The organism is Bartonella sp. WD16.2 (assembly GCF_002022505.1).
Taxonomy (GTDB): domain Bacteria; phylum Pseudomonadota; class Alphaproteobacteria; order Rhizobiales; family Rhizobiaceae; genus Bartonella.
The window spans coordinates 517,254-537,634 of record NZ_CP019781.1 but is presented as its reverse complement, the minus strand read 5'-3'; the positions used below and the strand labels follow the sequence as shown (position 1 = coordinate 537,634).

General features: G+C 38.7%; 15 protein-coding genes and 3 tRNA genes. 1 reads left to right on the top strand and 17 read right to left on the bottom strand.

Translation table 11 applies throughout. From position 1 onward, the window contains the following. Positions 1 to 290: 290 nt before the first annotated feature. From BWD162_RS02020 to BWD162_RS01955, 14 genes are all read right to left on the bottom strand, one after another. Positions 291 to 1,688 carry an L-serine ammonia-lyase gene (locus BWD162_RS02020; protein ID WP_078705228.1) on the bottom strand — a complete coding sequence of 466 codons (1,398 nt, stop codon included), beginning with the start codon at positions 1,686 to 1,688 and terminating at the stop codon, positions 291 to 293. 353 nt (positions 1,689 to 2,041) lie between these two features. Further along, complete coding sequence (locus BWD162_RS02015) at positions 2,042 to 2,719, bottom strand: nitroreductase (RefSeq protein WP_078705227.1); 678 nt, start codon at positions 2,717 to 2,719, stop codon at positions 2,042 to 2,044. 618 nt (positions 2,720 to 3,337) lie between these two features. Next, positions 3,338 to 7,549 (bottom strand): DNA-directed RNA polymerase subunit beta', encoded by a 4,212-nt coding sequence (gene rpoC / locus BWD162_RS02010; RefSeq protein WP_078705226.1) that lies wholly within the window; start codon positions 7,547 to 7,549, stop codon positions 3,338 to 3,340. Between the two features lie 164 nt (positions 7,550 to 7,713). Beyond that, complete coding sequence (gene rpoB / locus BWD162_RS02005; protein ID WP_078705225.1) at positions 7,714 to 11,862, bottom strand: DNA-directed RNA polymerase subunit beta; 4,149 nt, start codon at positions 11,860 to 11,862, stop codon at positions 7,714 to 7,716. Between the two features lie 279 nt (positions 11,863 to 12,141). After that, positions 12,142 to 12,513 carry a 50S ribosomal protein L7/L12 gene (gene rplL, locus BWD162_RS02000; RefSeq protein ID WP_078705224.1) on the bottom strand — a complete coding sequence of 124 codons (372 nt, stop codon included), beginning with the start codon at positions 12,511 to 12,513 and terminating at the stop codon, positions 12,142 to 12,144. Between the two features lie 103 nt (positions 12,514 to 12,616). Then, positions 12,617 to 13,135, bottom strand: coding sequence for a 50S ribosomal protein L10 (rplJ, locus tag BWD162_RS01995; RefSeq protein ID WP_078706113.1), 519 nt, complete (start codon positions 13,133 to 13,135; stop codon positions 12,617 to 12,619). A 364-nt stretch (positions 13,136 to 13,499) separates the two neighbouring features. Beyond that, positions 13,500 to 14,198, bottom strand: coding sequence for a 50S ribosomal protein L1 (gene rplA, locus BWD162_RS01990; protein WP_078705223.1), 699 nt, complete (start codon positions 14,196 to 14,198; stop codon positions 13,500 to 13,502). A 4-nt stretch (positions 14,199 to 14,202) separates the two neighbouring features. Then, positions 14,203 to 14,631, bottom strand: coding sequence for a 50S ribosomal protein L11 (gene rplK / locus BWD162_RS01985; RefSeq protein ID WP_078705222.1), 429 nt, complete (start codon positions 14,629 to 14,631; stop codon positions 14,203 to 14,205). Positions 14,632 to 14,783: 152 nt separating this feature from the next. Next, on the bottom strand, positions 14,784 to 15,314 hold the full coding sequence (gene nusG / locus BWD162_RS01980; RefSeq protein ID WP_078705221.1) for a transcription termination/antitermination protein NusG: 531 nt from the start codon (positions 15,312 to 15,314) through the stop codon (positions 14,784 to 14,786). A 17-nt stretch (positions 15,315 to 15,331) separates the two neighbouring features. Further along, complete coding sequence (gene secE / locus BWD162_RS01975) at positions 15,332 to 15,547, bottom strand: preprotein translocase subunit SecE (protein ID WP_078705220.1); 216 nt, start codon at positions 15,545 to 15,547, stop codon at positions 15,332 to 15,334. A gap of 217 nt (positions 15,548 to 15,764) precedes the next feature. Beyond that, positions 15,765 to 15,840 (bottom strand) — tRNA-Trp (locus BWD162_RS01970). 47 nt (positions 15,841 to 15,887) lie between these two features. Further along, entirely contained in the window at positions 15,888 to 17,063 is a 1,176-nt protein-coding gene (gene tuf / locus BWD162_RS01965; RefSeq protein ID WP_078705219.1) for an elongation factor Tu, read from the bottom strand. 173 nt (positions 17,064 to 17,236) lie between these two features. Beyond that, a tRNA-Gly gene (locus BWD162_RS01960) sits at positions 17,237 to 17,310 on the bottom strand. Between the two features lie 26 nt (positions 17,311 to 17,336). Next, a tRNA-Tyr gene (locus BWD162_RS01955) sits at positions 17,337 to 17,420 on the bottom strand. Between the two features lie 200 nt (positions 17,421 to 17,620). Here BWD162_RS01955 and rlmB point away from each other — a divergent pair. Beyond that, positions 17,621 to 18,451: a 23S rRNA (guanosine(2251)-2'-O)-methyltransferase RlmB gene (gene rlmB, locus BWD162_RS01950; protein WP_078705218.1), complete on the top strand. Its 831-nt coding sequence runs from the start codon at positions 17,621 to 17,623 to the stop codon at positions 18,449 to 18,451. Here rlmB and BWD162_RS01945 read toward each other — a convergent pair. From BWD162_RS01945 to BWD162_RS01935, 3 genes are all read right to left on the bottom strand, one after another. After that, the gene (locus BWD162_RS01945) at positions 18,441 to 19,178 is read right to left on the bottom strand and encodes a rhomboid family intramembrane serine protease (RefSeq protein ID WP_078705217.1); all 738 of its coding nucleotides are present in this window, start codon (positions 19,176 to 19,178) and stop codon (positions 18,441 to 18,443) included. The two genes, rlmB and BWD162_RS01945, sit on opposite strands and share 11 nt — an antisense overlap. A gap of 121 nt (positions 19,179 to 19,299) precedes the next feature. Continuing rightward, complete coding sequence (locus BWD162_RS01940) at positions 19,300 to 19,803, bottom strand: hypothetical protein (RefSeq protein ID WP_078705216.1); 504 nt, start codon at positions 19,801 to 19,803, stop codon at positions 19,300 to 19,302. Positions 19,804 to 19,893: 90 nt separating this feature from the next. Beyond that, positions 19,894 to 20,319: a DUF2155 domain-containing protein gene (locus BWD162_RS01935; RefSeq protein WP_078705215.1), complete on the bottom strand. Its 426-nt coding sequence runs from the start codon at positions 20,317 to 20,319 to the stop codon at positions 19,894 to 19,896. Positions 20,320 to 20,381: the final 62 nt, after the last annotated feature.

The following is a 20,381-nucleotide window of genomic DNA, read 5'->3' as shown; positions in this document are numbered from 1 at the left end:
AAAAATATCAAAACTATCCTACCAATACAGAATCTAACATCAAGCGGTATATTGTTTACCTTTATTATATAAATAAGAAAACATCTATGAAACGATAATAACAACAACACCGAATGTTGGTGCTAATGATTTACTAAAAAGAAATTCCTCTGATCATTTGCTGCTTCACTTAAACGATATCCCCTTATCAAAGTCATGCTCTTTCAATACATAAAGTACTCTTAAAAAAGTACTATTTTTTGATGCATAAATAACTAATCATTTTACCAAATGAAGCACCCTTATATAGCCTAACATGATGTAACATTGCGTGCAAGGCCACCTTTACTTGTCTCTTTATAGCGCTCACTCATATCATAGCCTGTTTGGCGCATTGTTTCAATACAAGCATCAAGAGAAACAAAATGTGCTCCATTACCATGTAAAGCAAGAGAAGAAGCTGTTACGGCCTTAACAGCACCCATAGCGTTGCGTTCAATACATGGAACTTGTACAAGGCCAGCGACTGGATCACATGTCATTCCTAAATGATGTTCAAGAGCAATTTCAGCAGCATTTTCAACTTGAGCGGGTGTACCACCCAATGCTGCTGTCAATCCTGCTGCTGCCATTGAAGATGCTGTCCCCACTTCACCCTGACAACCAACTTCTGCACCAGAAATAGAAGCATTATGCTTAATGATACCGCCAATAGCTGCTGCTGTTAACAAAAAATTATGCATCCCTTCTCGATTGGAACTATTATTAAATTGCAGATAACAACGTAGAACAGAAGGTACAACACCAGCTGCACCATTCGTCGGTGCAGTGACAATACGGCCACCAGCTGCATTTTCTTCATTTACTGCTATAGCGTATACAGAAAGCCAATCATTGATCCAAAGTGAGTAGTTACGATTTTTTTTCTGATCTTCTAAAAGCTCTTGATATAGTTTTTTGGCACGTCTTGGAATGCGTAACCCACCCGGTAACTCACCTTCTTGTGAAAGCCCCCTATCAATACAATCTGACATAGCTGAACAAATCTCATCGAGTGCAGTATCAAAAACAGCATGCTCCATCCTTGTTTCTTCATTGATACGCTTCATTTCAGCAATCGAAAGGCCTGAATTTTCTGCCATTAGTAACATTTCACTCGCCGAATCAAAAGGATATGGCACCTGAGATGTCTCTAATTTTGTATTATAATTCACATCATTTAATTCATTTTCGGTTACCACAAAACCGCCACCAATAGAATAATAAATCCGCCGTAAGAGGATATTCCCATCAGAATCAAGCCCTTCAAATGCAAGACCATTAGTATGCCCAGATAAAACTTTTTTTCGTTCAAAAATAAGATCATTCTGCAAATCAAAATGATAAGCAGGGTGGCCTGTTGGTTGCACCTGTTTTTCCTGTTTAACTTTTTCTAAAAGAATCCCCATATTATTAGGATCAACAGTAGACACTTTTTCTCCCAACAATCCTAATATAATAGCTTTATCTGTAGCGTGACCAACACCAGTAAAAGCCAAAGAACCGTGAAGATAAACACGAATTCGAGAAATCCTCACATGAGATGAACAAGATAAACTCTCTGCTAGAATTTCTTGCAAAAACATATTAGCAGCCGTCATTGGCCCCATTGTATGAGAGCTAGAAGGGCCAATACCAATTTTAAAAAGTTCAAAAACAGATAGAAACATCACTTACCCCAAAACAAAATGCAGATTTTGAGTATAAGCTTTTTTATTATTTTTGTCTCATTTAAAATCAAATTGTAAGATAAGCTAAAAAAATGACAGCAATAAATATTAACGTTGCGCGCCTTGCCACCATCCAACAGTTTTTCTCTATATTATCTTCCATCTTCGACCTTTGAGAAATTAATTAGTTATCCAAAATACCACTATTTTAATGCGAAAAGTTTAATAAAATAAGTGCTAATATGCAATATTAAAGTAAAATGGAAGCTATAAATTTCATTGAAATATTCCTTATAATGCCTCAAATTTTTAAATTAATCACCCAATACATAAAAACGTTGTATTAAAAAAAATCAAACAAAACGTACAAAATTTTTGATCGGTTCGCGTTCAGTTTCAAAATTGTTTTCTGGAGCGTTGACATCGCGATAACCAAGCGCCATACCACATATAAGACGCCGCTCAGAAGACACTGATAAAAGTGTACAAATTTGTTTATGGTAATCGGCAAAAGCTGCTTGAGGGCATGTGTCTAATCCAAATCCACGCGCTACTAACATAATTGTCTGCATAAACATACCTAAATCAAGCCAACTACCAAGTTCCATATCCTGATCCATTGTAAACAAGAGTCCAACAGGTGCACCAAAAAATGAAAAATTTCGCGCATGTTGGCGAAGCATTTTTTCTTGTTCACCTTTCTGGATTTCAAGACTTTTATAAAGATCCAAACCAACCTTTCGACGCCGAGAAAGATAAGGCTCTCGCCATTGGCGAGGATAATAACGATATTCACGCTCTCCTTTTACACCTGATAGTACAAGCCGTGAAAGTTCTTGCCCTACTTTTTGCAACATATCCCCTGTTATAACAATTACTTGCCAAGGCTGAAGGTTTGCTCCAGATGGTGCTCGCGCTGCGAGTTTTAAAATTTTCTTGACTGTTTCCTGCTCAACAGGTTGGTTAGTAAAAGCTCTAATTGATTTTCGTGACAAAATAGATTGAAAAATATCAAAAGTAGAATTGGTCATTGCTTTTACTTCCCCCCCCCCGACAAGAAAATAAATTGAAATACCATTGCTGTCTAATAAAAAAATTTTCTATAACAAAGAAACAATATAATGCACTTAAATAAAACATACTCGCTTCTAAAAATTTGAGTTATGTTTCACATATTTTTCTATTATATCAACTCACGAAAATCTACAAATTCTTACGTATAATGACACATCTTATTTTTTTATTGCTAGCTTTAACTTCTAACTTTTTCACCACTAACACTTCTCTGGAAAAAGACAATACAGAAAGTTTAACTAATTATTTTCGTAAATGCATACCTAAAATCAATTTTTTAGATCATACGAGACAATTTTATCGTTTTTTAATCCCCCTATCTCATAACCTTTCATAGAAAATACTAGTCGATATGGATTTTCTATTTGATTGCACAACAATTGAAACTTTATAGCTAAACAATAAGCATTACTGATATTATTATCAATTAATATAAAAAAACTAAACTATAATTGCTTATAATTTTACAGTCATATATTATTAAGAATAATCTACTATTTCTGCATTTCAAAACTAAAGAAATACCTGAAAACTCAGGCATTTTCCTATTACCCTTTGGCATATATTAATCAAAATTATTCAACAGCGGCATTAGTCGTCATATCCGTTAACATAACTTTGCTCTCTTCACTATGATTAGATTTGCGCTGTTCATCTACGATTAAATCATCACGAATCGCGGCAATACGACGAATTTGAGCAATTGTGCCACCTGTACCTGCAGGAATAAGCCGACCAACAATAACATTCTCCTTCAACCCTTGCAAAGTATCAATCTTTCCAGAAACTGCTGCTTCAGTAAGTACCCGAGTTGTCTCCTGAAACGACGCCGCTGAGATAAAGGATGGCGTCTGAAGAGATGCTTTCGTAATTCCAAGAAGTATAGGGTTACCAGATGCAGGCTTTTTACCTTCCGCAATTAGATTATCATTGATTTCATCTAATTCAATACGATCAACATTATCACCTGGAATATAACTAGAATCACCAGATTCCGTAATTTCAACCTTTTGCAACATTTGACGAACAATCACTTCAATGTGCTTATCATTAATCAAAACACCCTGTAAACGATAAACTTCTTGAATTTCATTAACAAGGTAAGACGCCAAAGCCTCAACACCCTTAATTGCTAAAATATCATGAGGTGCTGGGTTGCCATCAAGAATATAATCACCTTTTTCAATCTGATCGCCTTCTTGTAAATGAAATAGCTTACCCTTTGGAATTAAATATTCTACTGGCTCAAGATTTGTATCATTTGGTTCAATAATAATACGGCGTTTATTTTTATAACCACGACCAAACCGAACTGTACCACTGACCTCAGCAATAATAGCGTGATCTTTTGGACGCCGCGCTTCAAAAAGCTCAGCCACACGTGGCAAACCACCCGTAATATCTTTGGTCTTAGCACTTTCCATTGGCAAACGAGCAATAACATCTCCCGCCTTAACGTAAGAACCAAGCTCAACAGAAAGGATAGTATCCACTGACATCATGTAACGAGCTTCACCCCCTTTGTGCAACTTAGCAATACGCTCACCTTTTTTATCTGCGTGAATGATAATTGCTGGTTTTAATTCAGCACTGCGTGGATTAGCACGCCAATCAATCACCAAACGCTTTGTAATCCCTGTAGATTCATCAGCTGTTTCAGTTACTGATAAACCATCAATCATATCTTCAAAACCTATATAGCCATCAACTTCAGTAAGAATCGGTCGAGTGTAAGGATCCCACTCTGCTATACGTTGTCCACGTTTAACAACATCACCATCATCAACAAAAATGCGTGAACCATAGCTAACACGATGCACAACACGCTCTTTACCAGTTTCATCCTTGACAATAACAGCCATATTGCGCCCCATAACCACCAAATGGCCTTCAGAATTGCGAACTACATTACGATTACGTAGTTCTACTGTACCTTCATAAGACGCTTCAAAATAAGATGAATCAACAACCTGCGCCGTTCCCCCTAAGTGGAATGTACGCATGGTAAGCTGCGTTCCTGGTTCACCGATTGACTGAGCCGCAATCACACCAACTGCTTCACCCTGATTGACCGGCGTTCCACGTGCCAAATCACGACCATAACATTTAGCACAAACACCAAGACGTGTTTCACAAGTCAAAGCAGAACGAATCTGAACAGACTGAATTCCAGCTTCTTCAATCCTAGCGACATCAGCCTCTTCAATCATCGCACCACCTTGAAGAATAACTTCACCAGAAACTGGGTGTAAAATATCAAAAAGTGCTGTACGACCGAGGATTCTTTGGCCAAGCGATGCAACAACTTGTCCTGCATCGACGATTGGCTGCATAGTAAGACCTTTTACAGTACCACAATCAACTGCTGAAATAATAGCATCTTGCGCAACATCAACAAGACGTCGTGTTAAATAACCAGAGTTAGCAGTTTTCAATGCAGTATCAGCAAGCCCTTTACGAGCACCATGGGTCGAATTAAAATATTCGTTAACAGTTAAACCCTCTTTAAAATTAGAAATGATCGGTGTTTCGATAATTTCACCGGATGGTTTTGCCATTAATCCACGCATACCAGCTAATTGCCTCATCTGATTAGCAGATCCACGCGCACCCGAATGTGACATCATGTAGATTGAATTCATTTGCCGCTGAGAACCTGTCTTTGGATCAAATGCAACAGCCTGAATACGCTTCATCATTTCATCCGCAATGCGATCAGTACATTTACCCCAAGCATCCACAACTTTGTTATATTTTTCACCCTGTGTAATTAAACCATCATTATATTGTTGCTCATATTCCTTAGCCAAAGCTTCCGTTTCTGCAACCAAACGTGACTTGCTATCGGGGATAACCATATCATCTTTACCAAAAGAAATACCAGCACGACAAGCATGAGAAAAACCAAGCTGCATAATACGATCACAGAAAATAACCGTTTCTTTTTGTCCACAATGCCGATAAACTTGATCAATTATTTTAGAAATGTTCTTTTTAGTCATCTCCCGATTAACAATATCAAATGAGATATTTGGATTTTTAGGTAAAAGCTCACCAATAACCAAACGACCTGGCGTTGTGTCGTAGAGTTTGGCAACCTCTTTACCATTTTCATCTATATTTTTAAAACGGCCTTTTATCTTCGTATGAAGAGTCACAACCTTGTTCTCTAAAGCATGATATAATTCCCCCATATCAGCAAACGCCATCCCTTCACCTGGTTCTTTTTCAGAAACAATTGAAAGATAATAAAGACCAAGAACCATATCTTGTGATGGAACAATAATTGGCGCACCATTGGCTGGATGTAGAATATTATTAGTCGACATCATTAAAACACGAGCTTCAAGCTGAGCTTCGAGTGAAAGAGGAACATGCACTGCCATTTGATCGCCATCAAAATCCGCGTTAAAAGCCGTACATACCAATGGGTGAAGTTGTATTGCTTTCCCTTCAATCAAAACAGGCTCAAAAGCTTGAATCCCTAAACGATGAAGTGTTGGTGCACGATTTAGCAAAACAGGATGTTCACGAATAACTTCATCCAAAATATCCCAAACTTCCGGATGTTCTTTTTCAACAAGCTTTTTGGCTTGTTTTACAGTCGATGAATAGCCTTTTGCATCAAGTCGCGCATAAATGAATGGCTTAAATAATTCGAGAGCCATTTTTTTGGGAAGACCACATTGATGCAATTTTAATTCAGGCCCTGTCACAATAACAGAACGGCCTGAATAATCAACACGCTTCCCAAGTAAGTTTTGACGGAAACGCCCTTGCTTACCTTTTAGCATATCTGAAAGTGACTTTAACGGACGTTTATTTGCCCCAGTAATCACGCGTCCACGGCGACCATTGTCAAATAATGCATCAACCGCTTCTTGTACCATACGTTTTTCATTGCGTACAATAATTCCAGGAGCACGTAGCTCAATCAACCGTTTCAAACGATTGTTACGATTTATAACACGTCGATAAAGATCATTTAAATCCGACGTTGCAAAACGACCGCCATCAAGCGGAACCAATGGACGTAAATCTGGTGGAATCACCGGAATTGTTTTCATAATCATCCATTCTGGTTTATTACCAGATTCAAGGAAGCTTTCAACAATCTTGAGACGCTTAATCAGTTTTTTTTGCTTTAATTCCGAAGTCGTGTCAGCCAATTCGACGCGTAAATCATTCGCTATTTTATCCAACTCCATTGCAGCAAGAAGCTCATAAATAGCTTCTGCACCAATCATAGCAGTAAATTGGTCCTCTCCAAATTCATCAATAGCCAACATATACTCTTCTTCGGAAAGAAGCTGGTGTAACTTGAGCGATGTTAGACCTGGTTCGGTAACAATATAATTTTCAAAATAAAGAATTCTTTCGATATCCTTTAAAGTCAAATCTAAAAGAGTAGAAATACGACCTGGTAATGACTTAAGAAACCAAATATGGGCGACCGGAGCTGCAAGTTCAATATGCCCCATACGTTCACGACGTACACGCGAAAGAGTAACTTCTACACCACACTTTTCACAGATAATACCTTTATATTTCATACGTTTATACTTGCCACATAGACACTCATAGTCTTTAATAGGACCAAATATACGCGCACAAAAAAGACCATCACGCTCTGGCTTAAATGTCCGATAATTAATAGTCTCTGGCTTTTTTATTTCGCCGTATGACCAGGACAGAATCTTCTCAGGACTCGCAATTGAAATACGAATAGAGTCAAATGTCTGCGTTGGTACCTGAGGATTGAAAAGATTCATGACCTCGTGGCTCATGCTGTTCTCCTTCAAAGATTTTTAGAATCCGCTGTGATGGCTCTTTCTTTTATCATCACAGTCTTATTTAAAACCTATTTCGACTTTTAAAATCAGCTATTTACTACCTTAACAGTCCTTCAAACTGATTAGAGCGCATTGTTTCCTGTGCGCCCTCAAATCTATTACTCTGTTGCATTAGACAACGGCTGGTGTGCTACAAACCCGCGTGCATCATCAAGTTCTACATTAAGACCAAGTGAACGCATTTCTTTTACCAACACATTAAAACTTTCAGGTATACCTGCCTCAAATGTATCATCACCGCGAACAATTGCTTCATAAACTTTTGTCCGACCAGCCACATCATCTGATTTAACTGTCAACATCTCCTGCAAAGTGTATGCAGCACCATAAGCTTCAAGAGCCCATACTTCCATTTCTCCAAAACGCTGACCACCGAATTGCGCTTTACCACCTAATGGTTGCTGAGTAACAAGCGAATAAGGCCCAATTGAACGTGCATGAATTTTGTCATCAACAAGATGATGTAATTTAAGCATGTAAATATAACCTACCGTTACCGGACGATCAAAAGGCTCTCCTGTACGACCATCGTAAAGCGTCACTTGTCCTGAACTATCCAAACCTGCATCTTCCAACATCATATTGATATCAGCTTCATGAGCACCATCAAAAACAGGTGTCGCAATTGAAACACCCTTTCTCATCTGAAGCGCCAATTTAAAAAGACTTTCATTATTATACTTACGCACTGATTCATTACGGTCATTATCAGGAATGAGATTTTCAATACATTGACGTAAAGGAAGTATATCCCCAGTTCCCTGATAAAGCTCTACCAAATCACCAATTTTTTTGCCCATCCCTGCACACGCCCAACCAAGATGTGTTTCAAGAATTTGACCAACATTCATACGACTAGGCACACCCAGTGGGTTTAACACGATATCAGCATGCGTCCCATCTTCAAGAAAAGGCATATCCTCTATAGGAAGAATGCGCGATACAACACCCTTATTACCATGACGCCCTGCCATTTTATCTCCTGGTTGGATTTTGCGCTTTACAGCTACAAAAACCTTCACCATTTTCATAACACCAGGAGGCATCTCGTCGCCTCTTTGAACTTTTTCAACCTTATCCATAAAGCAACGTTGCAACGTTTCCTTTGATTCATCATACTGCTTACGTAAAGCTTCAATTTCATTTTGAAGCTTTTCATCATCAACAGCAAATTGCCACCATTGCGATCGTGAATAAGAATCCATTATTGTGCTATCAAGCTTCTTGCCTTTTGAAAAACCTTTCGGACCTTCTATTGCAACTTTATCTTTCAACATATCCGCAAGACGTGCATAAACGTTTCGATCAAGAATCGACTGCTCATCATCACGATCTTTGGCTAAACGCTCAATTTCCTCACGTTCAATCGCCATCGCACGTTCATCTTTCTCCACACCATGACGATTAAAAACACGCACTTCAACAACAGTACCAAAAGTTCCAGGAGGCATCCGCATAGAGGTATCACGGACATCTGAAGCTTTTTCACCAAAAATCGCACGCAAAAGCTTTTCTTCTGGTGTCATTGGACTTTCACCTTTTGGCGTAATTTTACCAACTAAAATATCGCCAGGTTGAACTTCAGCACCAATATAAATAATACCAGCCTCATCAAGATTCCTTAATGCCTCTTCTGCAACATTAGGAATATCACGGGTAATTTCTTCTGGTCCAAGTTTAGTATCACGTGCAGCAACTTCAAACTCTTCAATATGAATTGAAGTGAATACATCATCAGCAACAATGCGCTCAGAAAGCAGAATAGAATCTTCATAATTATAACCATTCCAAGGCATAAACGCTACAAGAACATTTCGCCCAAGAGCTAAATCACCAAGATCAGTTGATGGACCATCAGCAATGATATCACCTTTTTCTACTCGATCACCAACATGCACAAGAGGACGTTGATTAATACAAGTAGACTGATTGGAACGCTGAAATTTCTGCAAACGATAAATATCAACACCAGACTTTGAAGGATCCAAATCCTCCGTTGCACGAATAACAATACGTGTTGCATCAACCTGATCAACAATACCACCACGTTTTGCACCAATAGCAGCACCAGAATCACGGGCAACTATCGATTCCATACCTGTACCGACAAATGGCGCCTCAGCGCGTATAAGTGGAACTGCTTGACGCTGCATGTTTGACCCCATCAACGCACGGTTTGCATCATCATTTTCCAAAAATGGAATAAGAGCAGCAGCCACTGAAACCAACTGTTTTGGTGAAACATCCATCAAATCCACATGATCACGTGGAGCCATTAACACTTCACCTGCGTGACGACAAACTACAAATTCTTCTGTAAAACGTCCCTCTGAATCTAATGAAGAATTAGCTTGAGCCACATAATGTTTTGACTCTTCCATTGCAGAAAGGTAAATCACCTCTGTTGTCACTTTACCGTCAATAATCTTGCGATACGGACTTTCAATAAAACCATATTTATTAACTCGTGCAAATGTTGCTAAAGAATTAATAAGACCAATATTGGGACCTTCAGGTGTTTCAATTGGGCAAATACGACCATAATGCGTAGGATGCACATCACGCACTTCAAAACCTGCACGCTCACGTGTTAAACCACCCGGCCCAAGAGCAGAAAGACGACGTTTATGGGTAATCTCTGATAATGGGTTAGTTTGATCCATAAACTGCGACAATTGTGAAGATCCAAAAAATTCACGAACCGCTGCTGCTGCCGGCTTTGCGTTAATCAAATCCTGTGGCATAACAGTATCAATTTCAACGGATGACATACGCTCTTTTATTGCACGTTCCATACGAAGCAAGCCAATCCGATATTGATTTTCCATCAACTCCCCAACTGATCGAACACGACGATTGCCGAGATTATCAATATCATCAATCTCACCATGGCCATCACGTAATTCAACCAACATCTTAACAACACCAAGAATATCTTCCTGACGCAGGATACGAACCGTATCGGGACAATCAAGACCCATACGCAAATTCATTTTAACACGGCCAACAGCTGAAAGATCATATCGTTCAGGATCAAAAAACAACGAAAGAAACATAGCTTCCGCCGTATCTATTGTCGGAGGCTCACCTGGACGCATTACTCGATAGATATCAAATAGTGCATCTTGCCGACTTTCATTTTTATCCACCTTTAAAGTATTGCGGATATACGCACCAACATTCATATGATCAATATCAAGAACATCAATTTTATCAGCATTAATATCAAACAAAATCTTCAATGCTTTGTCGTCAATTTCATCGCCGGCTTCAAGATAAATCTCACCTGTTTGATAATTAACAATATCTTCTGCTAGATAAGAGCCTAATAAATCATCTTCACTAACTCTAATCGCTTTCAGACCTTCTTCTGCCAAAATTTTTGCAGTACGAACTGTGAGCTTTTTACCCGCTTCAGCAACCACCTCACCACTATCTGCATCAACAAGATCAGAAACCAGTTTCATCCCCTTAAAGCGATCAATTGAATAAGGAACACGCCAACCATTTTCGACTCGCTCATAAGTAATTTTATTATAAAATGTCGATAAAATATCTGACGCATCCATCCCCAATGCCATCAAAAGGCTCGTAACCGGAATCTTACGCCGCCGATCAATACGGGCATAAATAATATCTTTAGAATCGAACTCAATATCAAGCCAAGAACCACGATAGGGAATTACACGAGCTGCAAAAAGTAATTTTCCTGATGAATGCGATTTCCCCTTATCATGATCAAAAAACACCCCTGGAGAACGATGCATCTGCGAAACAATAACACGCTCTGTACCGTTAATGACAAAAGTACCATTACTTGTCATTAAAGGCATATCGCCCATATAAACGCCCTGTTCTTTAATATCTTTGATATCTTTCGAGCCTGTGTCTTCATCAATATCAAATACGATTAAACGCAATATCACCTTTAATGGAGCCGCGTAAGTTAAATCACGCTGACGACACTCTTCAACATCAAATTTGGGTAAATCAAATTCGTAACGAACAAATTCAAGCATAGCTGTACCAGAAAAATCCGAAATAGGAAATACTGATTTAAAAACAGCTTGTAAGCCTTCATCTGGACGCCCATCTTCTGGCTCCTCAATCATGAGGAATTGATCATATGATGCTTTTTGAACTTCAATAAGATTCGGCATTTCTGCTACTTCAGGAATCTTACCAAAAAACTTGCGTACGCGCTTACGACCATTGAATTGAGACATCATCGCTAGGGTCTGAGCCATCATCGTTCCTCGATCTTTACTATTCAAGGCAGACTAACCTTGAAAGCTCCATACCATTAGCCTGCATACACAGACCAGTTTATTTGATACCCTGTGAGCACCGCTTACTTTCATACACCTAACCAAATATTCATTTATTTAGTTCTGTTATTAAGTTCTCACAGATTAAACCTACCTCTTTACAGCCACTAAACTGTTAGGAAAAAAGCTGTATCAATTAAACCTTTTCCCTAGAAAGAGGAAATCGGTGGACATAAACATCCACCGACACAATTAAAATCACTTAAGCTCAACCTTAGCACCTGCTGCCTCAAGTTGAGTTTTAATTTTTTCTGCCTCGTCTTTTGAAACACCTTCTTTAATAGGCTTAGGCGCCCCTTCAACCAAGTCCTTCGCTTCCTTAAGACCAAGACCAGTAAGGGCACGAACTTCTTTAATGACATTAATTTTTTGAGCACCACCATCAACAAGAATAACATTAAAATCTGTTTTTTCTTCAGCAGCCGAAGCAGCCGCACCACCAACAGCAGCAACCGCTACAGGAGCAGAAGCGGAAACACCCCATTTTTCCTCAAGTAGTTTCGAGAGCTCAGCAGCCTCTAAGACAGTAAGGTTAGAAAGATCTTCTACGATCTTTGTTAGATCAGCCATTTTTAAATTCCTTCAATTAAGAGGTTTGAATCATTGTTTAAAATTTATCTCAAAAACAGAAAAACATTAAAATCTTTCTGTAATTACAAAACACAAAACAGTACTAAGCCGCTTGACCCTCCTGAGCATATGCACCAACAACACGCGCAATTTGACTCGCAGGAGCATTGACAACCTGAGCAACACGAGTTGCAGGAGTGGAAATTATACCTACAAGCTTTGCCCGCAATTCGCTCAATGAAGGCAATGAAGCTAATGATTTCACAGCATCAACACTCAAACTTGTTGCACCCATTGAACCACCAAGGATGACAAATTGTTCATTTGTTTTTGCAAAATCAACAGCAACTTTTGGTGCTGTAATTGGATCTTCTGAATAAGCAATAAGCGTCTGCCCAATAAACAGATCTCTCATTGATTCAGACCCCGTGCCTTGAAGGGCAATTTTGGCAAGGCGGTTTTTGGCAACTTTAACAGCACCACCTGCTTCGCTCATTTTTGAACGAAGATCGTTCATTTGCGAAACCGTTAAACCAGAATAATGCGCAACAATGACACAACCAGACTTTTGAAAAGCCTCGTTAAGCCATGTGACAAATTCGCGTTTTTCCGCTCTATTCACTGTTTCTCTCCATTTAACAGGCCCATTTAAAACAAACCTGCTGGTTACCTTTGATAACATAAAATCATTCTTCTATGCTACCGACGAGGATCCTGCCCCCTTTTCACGCATAAACGATCAAAGGCAACCTTGGTTCAAACCCTTTAAGTCTCCTAACCTAAAGCTTTTACCCCAGTCTCATGCAGGCTTTCTTTCGATTAAGATACCCAAAGTATCACCCACAATCTCGGACAGGACATCCCGAAATTTCTTCCGGTATGACCCAAGCTTAAAAAAAGCCTAGATAATTGGATGCCAGATAAAACCGACAACCTAAAAAAAAACTACAACAATTATCTACAGTAAAATCATAAGTTTGCCCAACCTATTCTGTACAAACCGTTGCAGGATCAATTTTAACCCCAACTCCCATTGTTGAAGAAACCGCAACTCGCTTAATATATTCACCTTTTGCACCTTGCGGCTTAGCTTTAGTAACTGTGTCAGCAAAAGCTTTAATATTTTCCACAATTTGATCAACTCCAAAAGAAGCCTTACCAATACCAGCGTGCACAATACCAGCTTTTTCAACACGAAATTCAACAGCACCACCTTTAGAAGCTTCAACAGCAGCAACAACATCAAGCGTCACAGTACCAACCTTTGGATTCGGCATCAAACCCCGCGGACCAAGAACCTTACCAAGACGACCAACAAGAGGCATCATATCCGGCGTTGCAATACAACGATCAAAATCAATAACCCCAGCATTAACAGTCTCAAATAAATCTTCAGCACCTACAACATCAGCACCAGCAGCCTTAGCTTCTTCAGCCTTGTCACCCCGCGCAAAAACAGCAACACGAATATTTCTTCCTGTCCCATTAGGTAAATGAGCAACACCCCTAACCATTTGATCTGCATGACGAGGATCAACACCTAAATTCATCGAAATTTCAATTGTTTCATCGAACTTAGCAACCGCACGCTCTTTAACCATTGAAACAGCATCTGTTAAGGTATAAAGTTTATTAAAATCAATACCTTCACAAATTTTCTTTATTCTCTTTGCTACTTTTACCATAACATTAGCCTACAACTTCTAAACCCATCGAGCGAGCAGAACCTTCAACCATACGCATCGCCGCTTCAATGTCATTTGTATTAAGATCTTTCATTTTTGCTTCTGCAATCAAGTGAATCTTATCGCGAGAAATAGTCCCTGCAGATACCTTACCAGGCTCTTTTGATCCAGATTTCAAATTTGCCTCCTTCTTTAAGAAAAATGATACAGGAGGAGTCTTCAGAGAAAATGTAAAAGACTTATCTTGATAATAAGTAATAATTACTGGAATCGGAGCCCCCTTTTCCATTTCTTGCGTAGCCGCATTAAACGCCTTACAGAATTCCATAATATTGATACCACGCTGACCAAGAGCGGGACCAATTGGAGGAGAAGGAGTAGCCGACCCCGCTGGAACTTGCAATTTTAGCTGCCCTACATTTTTTTTTGCCATAACAATCTGCCTTAATTTAAATTGGTAAACTGGCAACTCATTACACAGAATACCCACTGCAGTTGGGTAGTTCGGATCATTAAAGCCGGCAAAAACCAAAAATCACCTTCTACCTATTATTTTTAAGCGACCAAACATCACTTTAAATTCAATCAGAGCTTTTCAACCTGACTAAATTCCAAATCAACAGGTGTAGGACGCCCAAAAATTACAACCTCAACCTTAAGGCGAGAGCGTTCTTCCTCAACCTCTTGAACAATACCATTAAACGAAACAAAAGGCCCATCAGCTACCCGGACCTGTTCACCAACCTCAAACAAAATAGAAGATTTAGGAGACTTAACACCTTCTTGCACCTGTTTAAGAATATGCTCAATCTCCCGATCAGAAATAGGAACAGGCCGTGCATCCGAACCCAAAAAACCTGTTACTTTAGGAGTATTTTTAATGAGATGATAAACTTCATCTGTTAATTCAGCACAAACTAAAACATAACCAGGAAAAAATTTACGCTCAGAATCGACCCTACGACCCCGACGAACTTCAACAACACGCTCAGTTGGAACAAAAATCTTTTCAAATAAATGATCAAGCCCTTTTTGTTTTGCTTCTTTTTCAATAGCTTCCGCTACTTTTTTTTCAAAGTTTGAATATGCTTGAACAATATACCAACGAGCAGCCACAGTCACACTTCCTTGCACTATCGACCAAAAAGGTACTTCAGGAGATCAATACCTTGCCACACACCAAAATTTATAATTTGATCTACAACAAAAAAGAAAATCGAAGCAAACACCGCTAACACCAATACCATAACAGTAGAAACTACTGTTTCACGCCGTGTAGGCCATTTTACTTTAGCTGTTTCCACAAGAACCTGCTTAAAAAAAGTAATGGGATTGGTTCTAGATGCCATAAGTTACACTATATTCTTTCTAACTCACCGTAAATCATACAACAAAATACACATAATAAAAACCTGAAAAGTCATAATCAACTTTACGCAGTTTTCTTTGATCTATTTACTCAATACCGATTCATACACAAAAAAACAAGTCCTGTATAAAAAAAAGCAAGAAGGAAGCTCAAAAAGACCTCTTTCACTAACAATATGATTAAAAACTATAACTCCATGGCAGGGGCAGCAGGATTCGAACCCGCGACCTGCGGTTTTGGAGACCGCTGCTCTACCAACTGAGCTATACCCCTAATCTTTGAAGCCCCTTTCTTCAAAGCCTTCACACTAATTATTAATATTATTCAATAATCTTAGAAACGATACCAGCTCCGACAGTACGCCCTCCTTCACGGATAGCGAAACGAAGCTTCTCTTCCATTGCAATTGGAACAATCAAAGAAACATCCATTGCAACATTATCACCTGGCATAACCATTTCCGTACCTTCTGGAAGTGTAACAATTCCTGTCACATCCGTCGTGCGGAAATAAAACTGTGGACGATAATTTGTAAAAAACGGTGTATGACGACCACCCTCATCTTTCGTCAAAATATAAGCCTCAGCTTTAAACTTGGTATGTGGTGTAACAGAACCAGGCTTCGCCAAAACTTGTCCACGTTCAATCCCCTCACGATCAATACCACGAAGCAATGCACCTATATTATCACCTGCCTGACCTTGATCTAAAAGCTTACGGAACATTTCAACACCCGTAACCGTCGTCTTAGAAGTCGGACGAATACCTATAATCTCGATTTCTTCACCAACTTTAATAATTCCACGCTCAACACGACCCGTTACAACCGTTCCACGCCCAGATATTGAAAAAACATCCTCTATAGGCATCAAAAACGGCTGATCAATTGGACGCTCAGGCGTTGGAATATAATTATCAACTTCGCTCATCAAACGACGAACTGCATCCTCACCTATACTTTTATCTGAATCCTCAAGAGCCGCTAACGCAGAACCTTTAACTATCGGTATATCATCACCAGGGAAGTCATATTTCGAAAGAAGTTCCCGAACTTCAAGCTCAACAAGCTCTAAAAGCTCAGCATCATCAACCTGATCAACCTTATTTAGAAAAACCACAATCGCAGGAACACCAACCTGACGTGCTAGCAAAATATGCTCACGTGTCTGAGGCATCGGTCCATCAGCTGCTGAAACAACCAAAATCGCTCCATCCATCTGTGCTGCACCTGTGATCATGTTCTTCACATAATCCGCGTGACCTGGACAATCAACATGCGCATAGTGACGTTGTTCTGTTTCGTACTCAACATGCGCTGTTGAAATGGTAATTCCACGGGCACGCTCCTCAGGCGCCGCATCAATTTGGTCATACGCTTTAAATTCACCAAAATATTTCGTAATCGCCGCTGTCAAGGACGTCTTCCCATGGTCAACGTGACCTATCGTTCCTATATTAACATGCGGCTTCGTACGTTCAAATTTGCTCTTTGCCATCGCCGTCGTTCTCTTGTCTTTTCCGTACCTAAAAAACAGGTCTTTAGAAGTGAATCTCACCGACCTGATTATTAGGTCGATTATTATAACTCTAAGACGAAAACATTCGCCTCATTCATTATGATGAAAGTATACTTTCATCATATTCATTCGCCTAACCACTAACAACTATTTGGAGCGGGTAGCGGGAATCGAACCCGCATATTCAGCTTGGAAGGCTGCTGCTCTACCATTGAGCTATACCCGCCCATGCACCGACTTTACTTCAATGAATGGTGGAGGGGGTTGGATTCGAACCAACGTAGCATACGCAACGGATTTACAGTCCGCCCCCTTTAACCACTCGGGCACCCCTCCATTCCATCGGTAAAGTTGTGCGATCAGGCATTATAGCAACCAATTTTATTTTATTCAATTTAAACTGGCCGCGGGGCGGTTATGACGATTAGTAGCGTATCTGTCAACAGAATAAATATGGTTCTGTACAAATTTCCTACTAAATTTTAAAATTTTATGTTTTTTCTACTACATTCACTTTAAACACGCTATAAGAAAATATGAAAGAAAAAGTATCTAAAAATTCTTATTTTCCTCACCCTCGTCGCCAATATCGCAACACAAAAAGCTTCAATCGTATGCCTTCAATACACCTAAAGCATCGGTCTACTTCATCAATACAAAATATAGTTTACCTTTATGGCATCCATTCAGTCAAGGAAGCACTTAAAAACCCCAAGAGAGTTTTCAATCATCTCTATGCTACACCCAATGCCTTACAACGGTTAAATATAACCAAATCAGACCTACCTTGCTCTTTAAAACTATACCCACCTAAAAAACTTGATGAACTTGTTGGAAAAGACGCAGTTCATCAAGGTGTTGTCTTAGAAACTGAAACTCTTAAACCACGACATTTATCTGAACTTACAAATACTAACCTTATCATTGTAATGGATCAAATTACCGATCCGCATAACGTTGGTGCTATTATGCGTTCTGCCGTCGCATTTAAAGCTGGAGCAATTATCACCACTTATCGCCACTCACCACAAGAGAGTGGTGTGCTTGCCAAAGCAGCTTCTGGAGCTTTAGAGCTTATTGACTACATCACTGTACGAAACCTTGCTGAAGCGCTTACAGAGATTCATCAAGCCGGTTTTAATAGCCTCGGACTTGATTCAGAAAGCGAATTACCTTTAGAAACAGCATTAACAGGTAAGAAAATTGCTCTTATCCTAGGATCAGAAGGTAAAGGTTTGCGCAAAAAAACACGCGAAACTGTTCACTCATTAGCACGTCTTAATATACCTGGAGATATTAAATCATTAAATGTTTCGAATGCAGCAGCAATAGCGCTTTATGCGGCTCATAATTATCTTAAACATTAATTTTTGATCTTTTCCATGAGCTATCAAAAAAACTAATCAATATAAAACCTGAAATAAGTCCACCAACATGAGCTTCCCATGCTATTAAAATATCACTGTCTCCAAATAAATATGGAAATATACCTGTGAGACAGTTAACTATAAGCCATACACCAATATAAATAAGAACAGTCTTGGAACGAAGTGCTTTCTTGATAGTCCAAACAGGACCTAAAAATCTCTTATTGCACATGTTGGAATTAAAAACAGAAAAAAAACCATAACGCGTAATAGCCCCCATCATTCCAGAAATTGTGCCCGACGCTCCAACAAGTGGTATCATGCTATCTCGATGAAAAATAAAATAGGTTAACGCAGAAATACCTGCTGTTAACGTCCAAAAAAACAAAAAACGTAAATTACCAAAATGCTTTGCTAAAGGAGATCCAAAAACTAAAAGCCAAACCATGTTCATAGCAATATGTCCAAAACTGCCATGCATAAATGAGTAACTAACAATGGTGTAGCAAAACATTAGAGGCTCAGTTTGGAAAAAAACCGGTATAAATGAAAAAAGAATAAGACTTCTAATATATAACTGATCAGAAAGGAAATATTGAGGAATAATATAACTGAAAAAACAAAACACTATCAAAAAAATTATAATAAATGGAACATTGAATAACGGTTCTTTAAGTTGTTTTGATAATAACGGAGAGTGATTATGTTGAGAAACAAAATCCCACATTTTTTTAAAATCTCCATCTTATTTATGAATCAATAGTACTTTGTAAAACCCAAATATATCAACTATTATAAAATGAAAAATAATCTTTGTATTCTTCCAGTATGCATTTAAATGCTAAATATTATCTACGTGGTAATGTTTGCATCTTATATAAAACACGTTGAAAAGCACGAGCATTAAGAAAACCATCTACAGAATTGCTCCGTCCTATTAATTTAAATGTGAAGCCTGTATGTGCATATGTACGAAATTCATCTTCAGGAATAAATAAACGCCCCTTTTCAGACACCGTACAACCAACAACGCACACTAGTGCTGATTTTCCACCTGAAACATACCTATAATTGCGATTTTGAGACCATGCTAAATTTAAATTAAGATCATCTGAAGCAATCGAAGTTGTTACGATATCAATAACGTAACCTTGATTGCTTATCCATTTAGCTCGCATTTCAAGTAGAATTAAAGGATTATTGGTATAATAAAAAACTTCAGAACTGATCTCTGTAACCCGAGTATAATCATTATGCTTGGTCATTGGTTGACTTGAAAACTGACATCCTACTAGCACAATTATAAACACAACAGCAAATAATCTGCTTATTAAACGCAAGGACGAGAGCATGAGAGAACCTTTAATTTTACAATCTGATTATTATAGCTTAAAAAACTATTCTTGCGCCAAGCTTATATAAAAAATAAAAAACTATTTGAATTATTGAATTGAAAGAGTATCAGAATTTTGTTTGCAATCTTTTAGCCATATATCATAAATAGGATGCTCTACAGCATTCAAACCAGGGCTATCTGCAAACATCCATCCTGTAAAAATACGTCGCGTTTCTTTGTTTAATGTTATTTCATCTACTTCAACAAAACCGTTAGTACGGGTTGGCTCACTTTCAGAACTTGTATAGCACACCCGCGGCGTTACTCGTAAAGCACCATATTGATAAACTTGACCAATAGAGACTTCAAAACGAATAGTCCGACCAGTAATCTTATCAAGACCTGCAAAAACGACAACTGCATTACTAACACGTTCAGCCTGCACATCGTTAACGGAGAACAAAACTACTATAATTCCTATTAAATAAGAACAAAAAAAATGTCTTACTTTTAACTGTAGGAAAAACTTCATAAAACTAAATCAACTGCATTTAACAAAACTAACTCTAAGATAGTGTAACATAAAAAAAACAG

Bases quoted from the DNA above. Each gene is read 5' to 3' on its own strand.
- BWD162_RS02020 (WP_078705228.1), bottom strand. From the start codon at position 1,688: ATGTTTCTATCTGTTTTTGAACTTTTTAAAATTGGTATTGGCCCTTCT.
- BWD162_RS02015 (WP_078705227.1), bottom strand. From the start codon at position 2,719: ATGACCAATTCTACTTTTGATATTTTTCAATCTATTTTGTCACGAAAA.
- rpoC (WP_078705226.1), bottom strand. From the start codon at position 7,549: ATGAGCCACGAGGTCATGAATCTTTTCAATCCTCAGGTACCAACGCAG.
- rpoB (WP_078705225.1), bottom strand. From the start codon at position 11,862: ATGGCTCAGACCCTAGCGATGATGTCTCAATTCAATGGTCGTAAGCGC.
- rplL (WP_078705224.1), bottom strand. From the start codon at position 12,513: ATGGCTGATCTAACAAAGATCGTAGAAGATCTTTCTAACCTTACTGTC.
- rplA (WP_078705223.1), bottom strand. From the start codon at position 14,198: ATGGTAAAAGTAGCAAAGAGAATAAAGAAAATTTGTGAAGGTATTGAT.
- rplK (WP_078705222.1), bottom strand. From the start codon at position 14,631: ATGGCAAAAAAAAATGTAGGGCAGCTAAAATTGCAAGTTCCAGCGGGG.
- secE (WP_078705220.1), bottom strand. From the start codon at position 15,547: ATGGCATCTAGAACCAATCCCATTACTTTTTTTAAGCAGGTTCTTGTG.
- tuf (WP_078705219.1), bottom strand. From the start codon at position 17,063: ATGGCAAAGAGCAAATTTGAACGTACGAAGCCGCATGTTAATATAGGA.
- rlmB (WP_078705218.1), top strand. From the start codon at position 17,621: ATGAAAGAAAAAGTATCTAAAAATTCTTATTTTCCTCACCCTCGTCGC.
- BWD162_RS01945 (WP_078705217.1), bottom strand. From the start codon at position 19,178: ATGTGGGATTTTGTTTCTCAACATAATCACTCTCCGTTATTATCAAAA.
- BWD162_RS01940 (WP_078705216.1), bottom strand. From the start codon at position 19,803: ATGCTCTCGTCCTTGCGTTTAATAAGCAGATTATTTGCTGTTGTGTTT.
- BWD162_RS01935 (WP_078705215.1), bottom strand. From the start codon at position 20,319: ATGAAGTTTTTCCTACAGTTAAAAGTAAGACATTTTTTTTGTTCTTAT.